The following is a 13,956-nucleotide window of genomic DNA, read 5'->3' as shown; positions in this document are numbered from 1 at the left end:
AAATGATTATAAACAAAAAAGTGATTGCCTTAGCAATCACTTTTTGATTAAACCGACTAGCTGTATTTAGCTCTTATTTTTCAAATTTAAAACACGATAGAGCACAAACATTAGAACGATCCAAATAGGAATCATGAGCACAGATTCTTTAAAACCTTGCTGCCACATGATGTAAAGTACAACCGCAATAAATGCGAGTACAAGATAATTGCTGAATGGTGACCATAAAGCAGGGAAGCTCGTTGTTAATGCTTTTTGTTTGACCATCGCTTTAAATTTCAAATGCGTCAAACTGATCATTGCCCAGTTTAAAACTAAAGCACCCACAACCACATACATCAAATGACCTAAGGCATCTTCTGGTACGAAGTAGTTTAAAAGTACACATCCGAAGATGAGCAATGCTGAAAGCAATACGGCTGGAACAGGAACACCTTGTTTATTCACTTTAGCAAATACTTTAGGTGCATTACCTTGTTCAGCTAAACCAAACAACATGCGGCTGTTTGCATACATACCACTGTTATATACAGATAATGCTGCGGTTAAGATAATGAAGTTAAGTAGGTGAGCAGCCCAACCAATTCCCATTTGACTGAAAATCATTACAAATGGGCTTTTATCTAAGCCACCTAAATCAAGCTGATTCCAAGGCACAAGTGATAATAAAATTGTGAGTGAACCGATGTAGAAAATCAGAATACGGAACACAACTTGGTTGATCGCTTTAGGAATCGTTTTCTTTGGATCATTGGCTTCAGCCGCTGCCATACCGATTAATTCAATACCACCAAATGCAAACATCAAGAATGCCAGCATGAAGAATAGACCTTCAAACCCATTCGGGAAGAATCCACCATGACTCCAAAGGTTGGTAAATGAAGCCGTAGAGTTGGCATCCGCAGTGAACAGCAAGAACAGACCAAATAAAATCATCGCTACAACAGCGGTGACTTTAATAATGGCTAACCAAAATTCTGACTCACCATAGAATTTTACATTGGTGAGATTGATCGCTGTAATAATCACAAAGAAGAATAAAACTGACTGCCATGTAGCAATATGAGGCCACCAGTAATTGATATATTTTGCGACTGCCGTGAGCTCACTCATCGCAACGAGGATATACAATATCCAATAATTCCAACCTGATAAAAAGCCTGGAAATTTACCCCAATATTGATATGCAAAATGACTAAATGAACCTGCTACAGGTTCTTCTACGATCATTTCACCGAGTTGACGCATGATTAAAAAAGCAATCAAACCGCCAATCGCATAACCCAAAATAATAGATGGTCCAGCAGACTGGATGACTTGCGCAGAACCTAAAAATAAGCCCGTACCAATAGCCCCACCCATCGCGATGAGTTGGATATGGCGGTTTTTTAGTCCACGCTGAAGTTTAGAAGAATCGTTGTTCAAAGGACTGAGCTCGACGAGGAATAAGTGGATTATTCTAATAGATTGAATGATTTTCGACTAGTAAAAGTACAGGCGGGCTATGACTGGAAAGTTGTTTTTAAAATTCATTTAAAATCTTATATTTGGGTGAATAGTAAACTAAGTGAAGTTTGTTTTCTGATCATTTAAATCGGGCACTTGATTTTTAAACCGCGTATAAATGTTTCGATGCCATTGTTAATCTGTACAAAAATACTCAATATAGTGAGCACATTTTACCCATAACAATTGACCGAAAAGCAATTGGTCGTATGGCATATTTTATTGCTGTGAAGTAATTTTAGACTCAAGATTTACTTGCACCAAGAACATGATAAAAGGATGAAATTGACATGAGCTCAGTACCGCAAATCAAAGTCCCTGCAACATATATGCGTGGTGGCACAAGTAAGGGTGTTTTTTTCAAACTTGATGATTTACCTGAAGCGGCACAAGTAGCAGGCAAAGCACGTGATCAACTTCTTCTCCGTGTGATTGGTAGTCCTGACCCATACGGTAAACAAATCGATGGTATGGGAGGGGCGACCTCAAGTACCAGTAAAACGGTAATTTTGGCTAAAAGTACACAGCCTGAACATGATGTTGATTATTTATTTGGACAGGTTTCAATCGACCAGCCTTTTGTAGATTGGAGTGGTAACTGTGGAAACCTCACTGCTGCTGTAGGTTCTTTTGCAATTTCAAATGGTTTGGTGGATGCAGCTCGTATTCCTGAAAATGGAATTTGCACAGTTCGCATTTGGCAGAAGAATATTCAAAAAACTATTATTGCGCACGTACCAGTGACCAATGGTCAAGTTCAAGAAACAGGTGATTTTGAATTAGATGGTGTCACTTTCCCTGCAGCAGAAGTTCAAATCGAATTTTTAGATCCTGCTGATGATGGTGATGAAGGTGGGGATATGTTCCCTACAGGAAATGTTGTTGATGAATTGGTGGTACCTGAGATCGGTACTTTCCATGCAACTTTCATTAATGCAGGTATTCCAACTATTTTCTTAAATGCAGAAGCGATTGGTTATCAAGGTACTGAATTACAAGATCATATTAATGGTGATGCCGCAGCACTAGCTCGTTTTGAAAAAATCCGTGCGTATGGTGCTGTTCAAATGGGTTTGATTAAAGATATCTCTGAAGCTGCTGCGCGTCAGCATACTCCAAAGATTGCTTTTGTATCTCAACCAAAAACCTATACATCATCAAGTGGTAAAACAGTTGAAGCTGCTGGTGTTGACTTATTAGTTCGTGCATTATCTATGGGTAAACTTCACCATGCCATGATGGGAACTGCTGCAGTTGCAATAGGTACTGCTGCTGCGATTCCTGGTACGTTGGTGAATTTAGCTGCTGGTGGTGGTGAGCGTGAAGCGGTTCGTTTTGGGCATCCTTCAGGCACGTTACGTGTTGGTGCTCAAGCTGAGTTGATTGATGGAAAATGGGCTGTGAAAAAAGCCATTATGAGTCGTAGTGCACGTGTTCTGATGGAAGGCTGGGTTCGTGTACCAGGTGATACCTTCTAAGCCGTATTCATCTGTTTTAAACACCTCCATTTGGAGGTGTTTTTATTTTGTATAGCTTGAAAATACAAAGATAATCTATCGGGATAAATAGTGATATGATGTTGCCATTCTGACAGATGCTGTCACTTCTTCATTTATTCATTTTTCGAGGCAATTGTGTCGTCTATTTCTCCAGTTAATGCGGATGTTTTAAAACAAGCTCAACAACGTATTCAACAAGATTTATTGACAGCATTGGCTGCATTTTCTCTCCCAGAACCACTCAAAGCAGCTGTTCACCATGCCGTTATGCTTGGTGGTAAAAGAGTCCGCCCAGCTTTATGTTATGCGGCTGCTTCGTTACAAGCCAACCAAAACTTTGCTGCCGCACGTCGTGCAGCTGTCGCAGTAGAACTAATTCATTGCTACTCACTCGCACATGATGATTTGCCTTGCATGGATAATGATTTACTGCGTCGTGGTCAACCGACTTGTCATGTTGCATTTGGTGAAGATACTGCTTTGTTGGCAGGTGATATTCTGCAATCGATGGCATTTGAGATTTTAGGCAGTCGTTTATTTGACGATCAGGCACAAGGTACAGATGCCGCTATTGTTCTCAAGCAAATGCAAATCTTAGCTACAGCAAGTTCGAAGATGGTTTGCGGTCAGGTTTTGGATCTTCAAGCTGAAGGTAAGCATGTTGCCCAAGATGAATTGGAAAATATTCACCGTAATAAGACAGGTGCTTTAATTCAGGCTGCCATCATGATGGGGGCTGTGACTATTTACTCTGGCACAGATCAGGCGATTCCAAAATTACGTCAGTTTGGTCAGAGCATTGGCTTAGCTTTCCAAGTTCAGGATGACATTTTGGATATTACGGCGAGCACTGAAACCTTAGGTAAAACCGCAGGCAAAGATGAACAAGTCCAAAAATCAACATATCCTGCTTTAATGGGGTTAGAGCAAGCACAAGCCTTTGCACAAACCTTACATGATCAAGCATTTGAAGCATTAGAATACTTTGGTGAAAATGCCAAAGAGTTGATTGAGATTTCTAAATTTTTATTAGATCGAAAAAATTAATTTGGGGAAGTATATGAACGTACAAGCTTTACGGTTTGTGGGAACGCTTGAAGGCATTTCATTTTTATTATTGCTCGGCGTTGCCATGCCGATTAAGTATATTTGGGGAAATCCTGTTTTTGTCAAATATATTGGGATGGGGCATGGTGTTTTATTTGTACTATTCCTTGTGATGCTTTTAGTTGTTTGCCATCGAATGAAATGGTCTCTGTCAATCTTTAATTTGGGCTTGATTGCTGCCATTTTACCATTTGGCCCTTTTATCTTTGATCGTAAAGTTAAGCAATTAGCCGAAAAAGATCATTCAACGTTGATTGCAGAGTAAGATGTACTCAAGTACAAAAAAAAGCCATGATGATCATGGCTTTTTTTGCAAATAAAACGTTAAAAACAATTAACGTCCCATAAGACCACGAATTGTATTTAAAACATCGGCTGGTAAAACCACTGTTTTTGCATTATTCGATTTCGCCATATCTTGCATAGCTTTTACATATTGTTCGCCCAATAGGTAAGCAACAGGAATTTCTTTGTCGCCAACAGCATTGGTCACCATATTAATTGCTTTCTCTGATGCTTCTGCAAGAACAACTTGAGCTTCTGCATCACGACGAGAGGCTTCGAGACGTCCTTCAGCTTCCAAAATCGCTGCTTGTTTTTCACCATCAGCTTTCGTAACAGTTGCACGACGCTGACGTTCAGCTGCAGCCTGTGCTTCCATTGCAGATTGCATCGTATGTGATGGTTGAATATCTTGAATTTCTACAGTTTTAAGTGTAATCCCCCAATCAGAAATATCATCTGAAATAGCAGCCTTTAATTTCGCTTTGATATGATCACGTGACGACAAGGCATCATCCAAATCCATTTCACCTACGATCGAGCGCAGAGAAGTTTGTACAAGATTTTGAATCGCCCAAGTATAGTTTTCGATACCATACACGGCTTTTTCAGGTGTGGTCAGATTGATATAAGCAACGGCATTCATCACTAACACTGCATTATCACGTGTGATCACTTCTTGTGATGGAATATCTAAGACAATATCTTTCGTCGTGATTTTATATGCAACTTCATCTACATATGGAATCACAAAATTGAGACCCGGATTCAACGTGGTATGGTATTTACCAAGACGTTGAACAATCCATTTATAACCTTGGGGAACAATTCGAACCCCTTTAAAAATGGTTATACCAACAAAAGCGAAGAGCGCTAAAACAACAATAGTACCGACAGACATTAGAAACCCTCTTTATGTTTATGAAGTGCTATGCGGTTGAACAACTAAATCATTACCCATGATATCAATAACACGAACACGATCTCCGACTTTTACAGGAGCTGTGCTTCGACAGTTCCACTCATCAGAGCCGAGTACAGGCATTGGAAAACGCACCACGATTTGACTGTGATCCAGTCCAGTTTGGATGACCATCCCCACTTGACCAATGGTTGCTTCACGGGATAAACCCGCTTTGGTCTTATCAATTGAGAGTGGTTTTATAAATTTAAACCAAAGAATCGTACATAAAATCGATAAAATCCCCCAAGTGATCACTTGAGTGGTAAAGCCCATCATTGGGAAAAGCCAAAGTAAAATACACACCATCACTGCTGCTATACCAAACCATAGTGCAGCAAATGCAGGTAATACCAATTCTGAAAGAATTAACAAAATACCTAATACCAACCAGTGCCAAGGCTCAACTACAAATTCCATAGATTTGCTCGTATCGTTAAACGGTAAATAGAGGTGAAAAAATATTCACCTCTAGCACTGTAACAGATGATTATCTTTATGAATATATAAAGATAATGAATGTGTTTTAGAATTTTGGTCGAGGGGCAGGTTTAAATGCTGCAGGGGATTTTTTGAAGTTAGTAATTGCAGCTCGGATCGCTGTGATCTTGGCTTGAGCCGCCTTTTCACCTTCTAAGATAGCTTGGTTACTTGATTTTAGATCAAGTACACCGAGATGACCGACTTTCGGCTGAATCACGACAGTAGCTTGATTAAGTTCTTCGTTAATACTTTGCTGACCCATGATATTAATCGTCTGATCTAGTAATCCCCACATATTCATGGGTTTATCACCTATAGGACGCGCAGAAATATCAACCGCGATGATGATATCAGCACCCATATCTTTCGCTGTTTTTACAGGAATAGGGCTGACTAAACCACCGTCGACATATTTGGTACCACCGATGACCGTTGGCACAAAGACATTTGGAATACTACACGATGCACGTACAGCTTGACCTGCATTGCCTTTAATAAATTCAGCTTTCTTGCCGTTGTCTAAACGAGTTGCTACAGCAGCAAAACGTATTGGGAATTTCTCAATCGGTTTGTTGGCAACTTGACTGTTGACATAATTCTGAAGTTTTTGCCCCATGATAAAACCTTGGCTATTTAAGGTGAGATCACGGATGTCAGATTCTTGCAGTTTTAATGCAAGACTTTGCATCTGATAAGGCGTTTGCCCACTTGCATAAATGCTACCAACAAAGCTGCCAGCACTGGTGCCGGTCACAATTTTAGCTTTAATGCCATGTGACTCAAGGACTTTGATGACGCCAATATGTGAAAAGCCTTTAGCACCGCCACCGCCTAATGCTAAAGCAATCACGGGCTCACGTGCTTTTAAGGTTGAAGTTGGAGGCGTTTTTTTTGCAACTTGATCACAACCAAATAATGTTAAGCTAACAAGTGCTAAACAGGAGAGTTGAGCAATTTTCATATCAAAAGGAGATAAAATCGACGAAAAGATGGGCACATCTCAGCAGATTTGCCCTCGATTTTCTAGTTTTTTTTCACAAGTTTTTGTAATGGCTCTGCTAACCAATTGGGATTTTTGGGAGAAAAATGTCCTTGGTAAAAACCCATAATTTTTTCAAGATCTTGTTGATAATGACCTGTTGGCGTAAAGGCACCTAAGCAGTAAATCGTTTTGTGGTCATAATCAAAAGAGAACATCACAATCGGAATACCTGCTGCATGTGCAATATGGTAGAAACCACTTTTCATTTTTTCGGCTTTTTTACGCGTCCCTTCAGGTGCCATTCCGACCCAGATTCGATCGCACTTTTGAATTTCCGCAACGACCTGTTCAGTCAAACCATTGGTACTATCACGATGCACAGGGATTAATCCCGCCCAGTTGAGAAGGGGCTTAAATGGAGGCTTAAATAGTGTATCTTTGCCTAGAACCGTAATCTTGAGCCCCAAACCGCCAATCGCAAGAAAACCGTACCAGCCATCAATATTAGACGTATGTGGTGAGATAATAGCGACTGCTTTGGGTAAGTTTGGAATTTCACCAACCACTTTCCAACCTTGACTTAGAAAGAGTTTCTTACACAATGCACGGCTATAACTGGTTCCTCTTTGTGGTACTAGAGGCGGTAATTCAGGAAAATGTTGTGACATAGGTTCAGAAAAATAATGACAACTTTAATCATCTTAAACTCTCACTATCTGCATCGCATTGGCAAAAAATGAGATTTTAATGTGGTGGTTTTGAGAGGATTAGATAGTTGAAGTTACAAAGAAATACTTTAGGAACAGCCTTACATGCCTAATCTTCGTCAAATCTATTTATTGCTATTTTCGTTGTATTGGGCACAAGGATTACCTGTCGGTTTTATGACACATGCTTTACCTGTGATTTTAAGATCTCAAGGTGTATCTCTGGCACATATTGGCGGTTTTGGATTATTGATGTTGCCGTGGTCGATCAAAATCTTTTGGGCTGCATATGTTGATCGTTATGCAATCTCGAATTTAGGTCACTATCGCAGTTGGATTATTCCTACTCAATTCGCTAGTGTTGTTATTTTGGTGATATTGTCCTTTTTTCCGATTCATGCACTTGATCAACCTCTGTATTTATTAATCTTCTTTACTTTGCTGTTATGTATAAATCTTACAGGTGCGACACAAGATATTGCGACGGATGCTTTAGCTGTTAATTTACTTAAAAATGATCAATTACACTGGGGTAATACCTTTCAAGTGATTGGTTCTCGGTTAGGGTTTATCGTCGGTGGAGGTGTCGTACTTTGGTGCTTGGATTGGTTATATTGGCAAAAAACATTTTTATTGTTGGCGGTTTTAGTATTCCTGAATACCATTCCTATTTTATTTCATAAAGAACCTGAACGAATTAAATCGATAAGTTCAAATAACAGCTCAAATCATTCAAAAATTAATTCGATTAAACAATATCTTCATTATTTTAGCTCGTCTCCACAGTTAAAAGCATGGTTGCTAGTATTAATCACTTTTAAGATTGTTGATGGATTGACAGGGCCTATATTAAAACCACTTGCTGTTGATTTAGGTTTAACTTTTTCTCAAATTGGACTTTATATTACAATTTTAGGTGCTGTGGCTGCATTGTTAGGTGCAGCAATTGCAGGGGTGTTGTTGAAATATCTGTCTAAGGCTTATGCCTTGATTATATTTTCTATGTTAAAAATTCTAAGTCTATTTTTCTATGTTTATTTGGGTTATGTATTTGAACATCATAAAAAAATTGATTCTTCTATAATATATGTAATCAATGCCTTTGAAGATGCATGTTCCGCGATGTTGTTGGTGGTCATGCTCAGCTTAATTATGAACTACAGCCGTAAACACTTTGCGGGAACTGACTTTACTTTGCAGGTTTCAGTTATGGCGACAGTCAGTGGTTTATTATATTTACTAAGTGGATTACTTGGTGATTTGCTTGGATATTACTATTATTTGTCTGTAATTTTTCTAATATCATTCATTTGTTTGCTACCAATTTTTAATTGGAAGAAATATGTAAATATTAATCAAGGTTGATTACAAATTTATAAAGCTTGGATATTAAACTGTAATATTTCAATGTGAGAATCTAAGGCTTTTCGATAAATGTATCCCTGCATTCAATTGTTTTTTAGCTCTATTTCTTGAGTTTAAAATATGATGGGTAGTATTGTAAATCACTGACTAATAAATATTTTTTGGCGTGGATATAATAAAAAAGATAAGGTGTTAGTCTCGGCTAAAAATTAAACTTTAGTCGAAAATGGAATAAATAAATAAGATTTTAATCGTTTTGTCATATAAAGTTAATGTGTAGGATTTGTTACAAATTTAACTAGGATGGGCTTTGTTGCACAAAGATTTGAAAGGCAAAGCGCCCCTAATTGAGCCAAATTTAAGGCGTAACTTGGGTAAGTGGTCGACCTAATTCCGTAAATCTGTTGAGGACTGCTACACGTGCATGAACCTCATTGACTTGGCTATCAAAGCTCCTTGCACTGAGTTTATCTCCTAATAATTTGATGCAGTGCATTTTAGTCTCAACCAAACTTCGGCGATGATAGCCTGACCATTTTTTCCATAGTGTCCTACCTAAACGTTTAATTGTTCGAAGTAATTCATTTCGCTCTAGCGAGCTACTCTTTGTATCTTTCCATGGTTTCGCATTTTTTCTAAGTGGAATCACCGCATGCCCTTGCCGATCTGCAATGACCTGACGGCATTGCTTGGTGTCATAAGCTCCATCGGTATAAACAGAGTCAATCTGCTCATCTTGTGGAATCTGATTAAGTAAATCACCAAGCACCTGTGAATCACTGACATTATTGGTTGTAAGCTGAACTGCTCGTATTTGTAGGGTTTTAGCATCTATACCAATATGAAGTTTACGCCATTGGCGACGATATTCAGGTCCATGTTTCTTGCGCTTCCATTCGCCCTCACCTAGAAACTTCATGCCTGTAGAGTCCATGAGTAGATGCAGCCCATCACGACTTTTTTGGTAGCTGATTACAATATCAATATGCTTTTGTCTTCTACAAAGCGTGGTGTAATCTGGAGCTATCCAATTTAATCCGCAAAGTTTAATCAGACTTTGCACAAAGCCAGTAACCATACGTAAAGACAGACGGAATAAGGATTTAATCATTAAGCAGCATTGGATGGCTGCGTCGGAGTAGGTTTGATTTCGCCCTTGTTTGCCTTTTGATGGAGCATACCATTGCGTAGCCGGATCAAACCAAATGGCAATATTTCCGCGACTCATAAGTGCTCGGTTATATGCGGGCCAATTGGTTGTGCGGTAGATTTTGTGTGTAGGCTTCTTCATTTGAAAATTATATCGCTGAAAAAGCCTTTACAGATAGGTTTGTGCAACAAAGCCACTAGGATGGCAAAAATGAAAATCAAAATTGTAACAGCAGCAGTATTAGGTTTACTTGCAACCTCTACTTTTGCAGCACCAACAATCTACGGTGAAATCGACGCGAGTGTTGATTATTTACCAGAAAAAAATGCGACAAAATCAAACAAAGATGTTTGGGAAATTAGTTCGAACATCACCTTTATCGGATTCAAAGGTGATGAGAAATTAACAGAGCGTTTAAGTGCTGTTTATGCTGCTGAATGGGGATTCAGTGCAGATGGTGACAGCAGTGATTGGACTCAACGTAACCGTTTTGTTGGCTTAAAAGACAGCAAGTTGGGTACAGTTAAAATTGGTGAACATGATACACCAGTCAAGCAACTCTCAAGTGTTGTAGATACCTTCAACAACTATGTTGCTAACAAAGCAGATGTAACAGGGATTTTTACTGGCGAAAACCGTATTGATAATGTAGTGATCTATGAGTCACCTGCAGTCAAAGTTCTTGATGGTGCATTTAAATTTAATGCTTTACTGGCAACAGGTGAGGCGACTGGGATTAAGCAAAGCAGTGGTGGTGCTAAAGTTTCAGGTGGTGGGTTAGGTGATGCGTGGTCTGCTTCGGTAACTTATGAAAACCCACTTTTTGTTGCGGGTCTCGGTTATGACAAAGCGATCCCAAGCACATTTTTAGGCAAAGGTATTTTAAATGCTTCAGAACCAGAGAATGATATTGGCTCTGTTTTTGCGGCAGCGAATACAGTTCGTGCGATTGGTCGATTAAATCCAATCGAAGGCCTAGCACTTAAAGCATTGTATCAAAGTTCTGAAGTTGAAGCTGTGTCAGGCAATGAAGTTGGTTCAGCAAATATTGATGATGCACAAGGTTGGTTAGTCGGTGCTGAATATAACATTCCACAGTCTAAAAACTGGACAGTGAAAGCTCAATACAGCCAAAACGATACCAGTTTCAAAGACAACAGTGCAGACTTCAAAGCTAAACAAGTCATCGCAGGTGCGGATTACGCATTTAGTAAGCAAGTAAAAACCTATGGTTATGCTGGTTATTTAACGCTTGAGCAAGCGGACAAAAAAGACAAGCAACCTGTAGGCGGCATAGGTTTAGAATTCAAATTCTAAGCCATGTAATTCTAAAAACACCCATAAGGTTCTTATTGGGTGTTTTTTTTATTGGCTCAAATGACATTTATTTTAAATATAATATATGGTTTTTAATAATGATTATTATTAACTCTAATTAATTCTTATCTGTATGATAAATATTGTTATTTTTATAAGTTAAATTCTGCGTTTTTTGCATGAGTCATGTTGCTTTAAGTGATTTTTAAGTTTCAGCTTCTATCTTTGTCGCATACAAAATTATCTCTTCGATTGTGACGATGACTATGCTGCTGAAAAAACTAAGGGCAAAGCCTATTTCGCTACTCACGTTTAACCTATTGCTTTCAATTTGGTTAGGACTTTTCTTAAATTTTGCCTTTTATGAAAAGCTTCAGTCGCTTACACCTTATACAGGTATTAAAGCAGGGTTATTCGTAGCCGCTTCAGCTGTAGTCGTTGTATCAGCCTATTTCTTTCTTTTTCAACTTTTGAACTGGAAATGGACAGCCAAGCCTGTTGCAATCGCCATGGTATTTATTGGTGGATTTGCTTCATATGCTGTCAGCACATTAGGGGTGTTAATCACTTCTGATCAGATTCAGAATTTGATGCAAACAGATATCGCTGAAGCAAGAGATACGTGGTCCATACATTTGATCACTTGGACACTGGGCATGACCGTATTACCGATTATTGCTATATTGATCGTAAAACTGAAATCTGAACCGATCTTGAAGCAGTTGTTGAAAAAGGTCATGGCGACGATTGTATCACTAGCGATGGTGGGTGGGTTGTTGTTCATATTTTACGTGGATTTTGCAGCAATCTTTCGTGAAAATCGTGATTTAAAAGGGATGATCTCTCCACAAAATATGATTGCTTCTTTTGTGTCTTATTATAAAAAGAAAGCACCTAAAGAAAATTTACCATTGGTCACTTATGGGACTGATGCAAAACTTGTAAAAGAAAATTCTGCTCGTCCGAAATTGATGGTTTTGGTGGTAGGTGAGACAGCTCGTGCTGAAAACTTTTCTTTAAATGGTTATGCGAAAAATACTAACCCGAAATTATCAAAACAAGACATTATTAACTTCTCTCAAGTAAGTTCATGTGGTACAGCAACGGCTGTTTCAGTGCCATGTATGTTCTCTGGTATGCCTCGTAAAGATTATGATGAAGGGCTTGCAAGTCATCGAGAAGGTTTACTTGATATCGCACAACGTGCTGGCTATAAAGTCACTTGGATTGATAATAACTCTGGATGCAAGGGCGCTTGTGACCGCGTTGAGCAGTTTAAAATACCTGAACCTATCCAGCAGAAATGGTGTGAAGAAGGTGAATGTTTTGATGATCTTTTAATTGATAGTTTGAAAACATATATCGCAACTATTCCTAAAAATGACACGCAACCTCGATTGATCGTTTTACATCAAATGGGTAGTCATGGACCTGCGTATTACAAACGTGTTCCGCCGCAGTTCAAAGTCTTTAAACCAACTTGTGATACCAATGCCATCCAAGGATGTAGTCAAGATGCACTGATTAATAGTTATGACAATACCTTGTTGTACACTGACTATGTGTTAGATTCATTGATTGAAACATTAAAAAATACAACGCAGTATGAGACAGGTTTGTGGTATTTATCAGATCATGGTGAATCAACAGGTGAAAGTGGTATGTATCTACATGGCGCACCATATGCGATTGCACCAAGTCAGCAAACACATGTACCGATGTTGATGTGGTTCTCTGATGCGTGGAAGCAACAAGCCAATCGTCAAGTACAGTGTTTAACACAGCAAAAAACTGAAGCATTAAGCCAAGACAATTTATTCCCGACTTTATTGAGCTTGCTGAATGTCAAAACGAAAGTAATTGAGCCACAAAATGACATGCTGTCTGCATGTTCAAATTCCTAAGAATGAGGAAATCATGACTAAAATCTTGATGATCGAAGATGACTTTATGATCGCAGAGTCAACCTTGACTCTATTGCGCTATCATCAGTTTGAAGTGGAGTGGGTCAATAATGGTGTAGATGGTTTAACGATGTTGACCAAACAACCATTTGACTTAGTACTGCTAGATCTAGGATTGCCTCTGATGGATGGCATGCAAATCTTAAGACAGATTCGTCAGCGATCTTCTATACCTGTTTTAATTATCTCGGCGCGTGATCAACTCCAAAATCGAGTGGATGGACTGAATCAAGGTGCTGACGATTATTTGATTAAACCTTATGAGTTCGACGAATTACTCGCACGTATTCATGCTTTGTTACGACGTGGCGGTACTGAGAATGCACAATATAAACAACAAACCCAATTGCTCAAAAGTGGTGATCTAGTTCTAGATGTCGAACAACATTTAGCGACCTTTAAAGGGCAGCAGATTGAATTATCCAATCGTGAGTGGGCGATTTTGATTCCATTAGTCAGTCATCCCAACAAGATTTTTTCTAAAGCAAATCTAGAAGATAAGTTGTATGATTTTGACAGTGAAGTCACGAGTAATACCATTGAAGTCTATGTCCATCATTTACGAGCAAAGTTGGGTAAAGACTTTATTCGTACTATTCGTGGATTGGGCTATAGATTAGGACAAGCATAAGT

Annotated in this window: 13 protein-coding genes; 7 read left to right on the top strand and 6 right to left on the bottom strand. The window is 38.9% G+C overall.

What is annotated here, in order from left to right; translation table 11 throughout:
- Positions 1-66: 66 nt before the first annotated feature.
- Positions 67-1,425, bottom strand: coding sequence for an amino acid permease (locus Q9Q86_RS09010; protein WP_112987146.1), 1,359 nt, complete (start codon positions 1,423-1,425; stop codon positions 67-69).
- A 371-nt stretch (positions 1,426-1,796) separates the two neighbouring features.
- On the opposite strand from Q9Q86_RS09010, the gene prpF reads away from it, so the two are divergent.
- The 3 genes from prpF to Q9Q86_RS08995 all read left to right on the top strand — a co-directional run bounded on the left by prpF (position 1,797) and on the right by Q9Q86_RS08995 (position 4,377).
- The gene (prpF, locus tag Q9Q86_RS09005) at positions 1,797-2,984 is read left to right on the top strand and encodes a 2-methylaconitate cis-trans isomerase PrpF (protein ID WP_112987147.1); all 1,188 of its coding nucleotides are present in this window, start codon (positions 1,797-1,799) and stop codon (positions 2,982-2,984) included.
- A gap of 156 nt (positions 2,985-3,140) precedes the next feature.
- A complete protein-coding gene (locus Q9Q86_RS09000; protein WP_112987148.1) occupies positions 3,141-4,052 on the top strand; it encodes a polyprenyl synthetase family protein in 912 nt (303 codons plus the stop codon).
- A 13-nt stretch (positions 4,053-4,065) separates the two neighbouring features.
- Positions 4,066-4,377 (top strand): DUF3817 domain-containing protein, encoded by a 312-nt coding sequence (locus Q9Q86_RS08995; RefSeq protein ID WP_004963712.1) that lies wholly within the window; start codon positions 4,066-4,068, stop codon positions 4,375-4,377.
- A 69-nt stretch (positions 4,378-4,446) separates the two neighbouring features.
- On the opposite strand, the gene Q9Q86_RS08990 is transcribed toward Q9Q86_RS08995, so the two are convergent.
- The 4 genes from Q9Q86_RS08990 to Q9Q86_RS08975 all read right to left on the bottom strand — a co-directional run bounded on the left by Q9Q86_RS08990 (position 4,447) and on the right by Q9Q86_RS08975 (position 7,488).
- The gene (locus tag Q9Q86_RS08990; protein ID WP_004908506.1) at positions 4,447-5,295 is read right to left on the bottom strand and encodes an SPFH domain-containing protein; all 849 of its coding nucleotides are present in this window, start codon (positions 5,293-5,295) and stop codon (positions 4,447-4,449) included.
- Between the two features lie 18 nt (positions 5,296-5,313).
- Positions 5,314-5,775: an NfeD family protein gene (locus Q9Q86_RS08985; RefSeq protein WP_004908503.1), complete on the bottom strand. Its 462-nt coding sequence runs from the start codon at positions 5,773-5,775 to the stop codon at positions 5,314-5,316.
- A gap of 106 nt (positions 5,776-5,881) precedes the next feature.
- A complete protein-coding gene (locus Q9Q86_RS08980) occupies positions 5,882-6,799 on the bottom strand; it encodes a patatin-like phospholipase family protein (protein ID WP_112987149.1) in 918 nt (305 codons plus the stop codon).
- A 62-nt stretch (positions 6,800-6,861) separates the two neighbouring features.
- Positions 6,862-7,488 carry a lysophospholipid acyltransferase family protein gene (locus tag Q9Q86_RS08975; protein WP_004908496.1) on the bottom strand — a complete coding sequence of 209 codons (627 nt, stop codon included), beginning with the start codon at positions 7,486-7,488 and terminating at the stop codon, positions 6,862-6,864.
- A gap of 144 nt (positions 7,489-7,632) precedes the next feature.
- On the opposite strand from Q9Q86_RS08975, the gene Q9Q86_RS08970 reads away from it, so the two are divergent.
- Complete coding sequence (locus Q9Q86_RS08970) at positions 7,633-8,892, top strand: MFS transporter (RefSeq protein WP_112987150.1); 1,260 nt, start codon at positions 7,633-7,635, stop codon at positions 8,890-8,892.
- A 358-nt stretch (positions 8,893-9,250) separates the two neighbouring features.
- Here Q9Q86_RS08970 and Q9Q86_RS08965 read toward each other — a convergent pair whose 3' ends face one another.
- The gene (locus Q9Q86_RS08965) at positions 9,251-10,183 is read right to left on the bottom strand and encodes an IS5 family transposase (protein ID WP_305155959.1); all 933 of its coding nucleotides are present in this window, start codon (positions 10,181-10,183) and stop codon (positions 9,251-9,253) included.
- 69 nt (positions 10,184-10,252) lie between these two features.
- On the opposite strand from Q9Q86_RS08965, the gene Q9Q86_RS08960 reads away from it, so the two are divergent.
- The 3 genes from Q9Q86_RS08960 (at position 10,253) to Q9Q86_RS08950 (ending at position 13,954) form a co-directional block, all read left to right on the top strand.
- Positions 10,253-11,359 (top strand): porin, encoded by a 1,107-nt coding sequence (locus tag Q9Q86_RS08960; protein WP_112986726.1) that lies wholly within the window; start codon positions 10,253-10,255, stop codon positions 11,357-11,359.
- Positions 11,360-11,625: 266 nt separating this feature from the next.
- On the top strand, positions 11,626-13,263 hold the full coding sequence (locus Q9Q86_RS08955; RefSeq protein ID WP_112986725.1) for a phosphoethanolamine transferase: 1,638 nt from the start codon (positions 11,626-11,628) through the stop codon (positions 13,261-13,263).
- A 13-nt stretch (positions 13,264-13,276) separates the two neighbouring features.
- Complete coding sequence (locus Q9Q86_RS08950) at positions 13,277-13,954, top strand: response regulator transcription factor (protein WP_112986724.1); 678 nt, start codon at positions 13,277-13,279, stop codon at positions 13,952-13,954.
- The last annotated feature ends 2 nt before the right edge of the window (positions 13,955-13,956 follow it).

It is taken from the genome of Acinetobacter sp. A22 (assembly GCF_030913345.1).
Taxonomy (GTDB): domain Bacteria; phylum Pseudomonadota; class Gammaproteobacteria; order Pseudomonadales; family Moraxellaceae; genus Acinetobacter; species Acinetobacter junii.
This window is presented reverse-complemented; position numbering and strand designations above follow the sequence as displayed.

What these genes read in the sequence shown, in the direction of transcription:
- Q9Q86_RS08975 (WP_004908496.1), bottom strand. Translation starts at nt 7,488, where the DNA reads ATGTCACAACATTTTCCTGAATTACCGCCTCTAGTACCACAAAGAGGA.
- Q9Q86_RS08965 (WP_305155959.1), bottom strand. Translation starts at nt 10,183, where the DNA reads ATGAAGAAGCCTACACACAAAATCTACCGCACAACCAATTGGCCCGCA.
- Q9Q86_RS08950 (WP_112986724.1), top strand. Translation starts at nt 13,277, where the DNA reads ATGACTAAAATCTTGATGATCGAAGATGACTTTATGATCGCAGAGTCA.
- prpF (WP_112987147.1), top strand. Translation starts at nt 1,797, where the DNA reads ATGAGCTCAGTACCGCAAATCAAAGTCCCTGCAACATATATGCGTGGT.
- Q9Q86_RS08970 (WP_112987150.1), top strand. Translation starts at nt 7,633, where the DNA reads ATGCCTAATCTTCGTCAAATCTATTTATTGCTATTTTCGTTGTATTGG.
- Q9Q86_RS08990 (WP_004908506.1), bottom strand. Translation starts at nt 5,295, where the DNA reads ATGTCTGTCGGTACTATTGTTGTTTTAGCGCTCTTCGCTTTTGTTGGT.
- Q9Q86_RS08995 (WP_004963712.1), top strand. Translation starts at nt 4,066, where the DNA reads ATGAACGTACAAGCTTTACGGTTTGTGGGAACGCTTGAAGGCATTTCA.
- Q9Q86_RS08960 (WP_112986726.1), top strand. Translation starts at nt 10,253, where the DNA reads ATGAAAATCAAAATTGTAACAGCAGCAGTATTAGGTTTACTTGCAACC.
- Q9Q86_RS08955 (WP_112986725.1), top strand. Translation starts at nt 11,626, where the DNA reads ATGCTGCTGAAAAAACTAAGGGCAAAGCCTATTTCGCTACTCACGTTT.
- Q9Q86_RS08985 (WP_004908503.1), bottom strand. Translation starts at nt 5,775, where the DNA reads ATGGAATTTGTAGTTGAGCCTTGGCACTGGTTGGTATTAGGTATTTTG.
- Q9Q86_RS08980 (WP_112987149.1), bottom strand. Translation starts at nt 6,799, where the DNA reads ATGAAAATTGCTCAACTCTCCTGTTTAGCACTTGTTAGCTTAACATTA.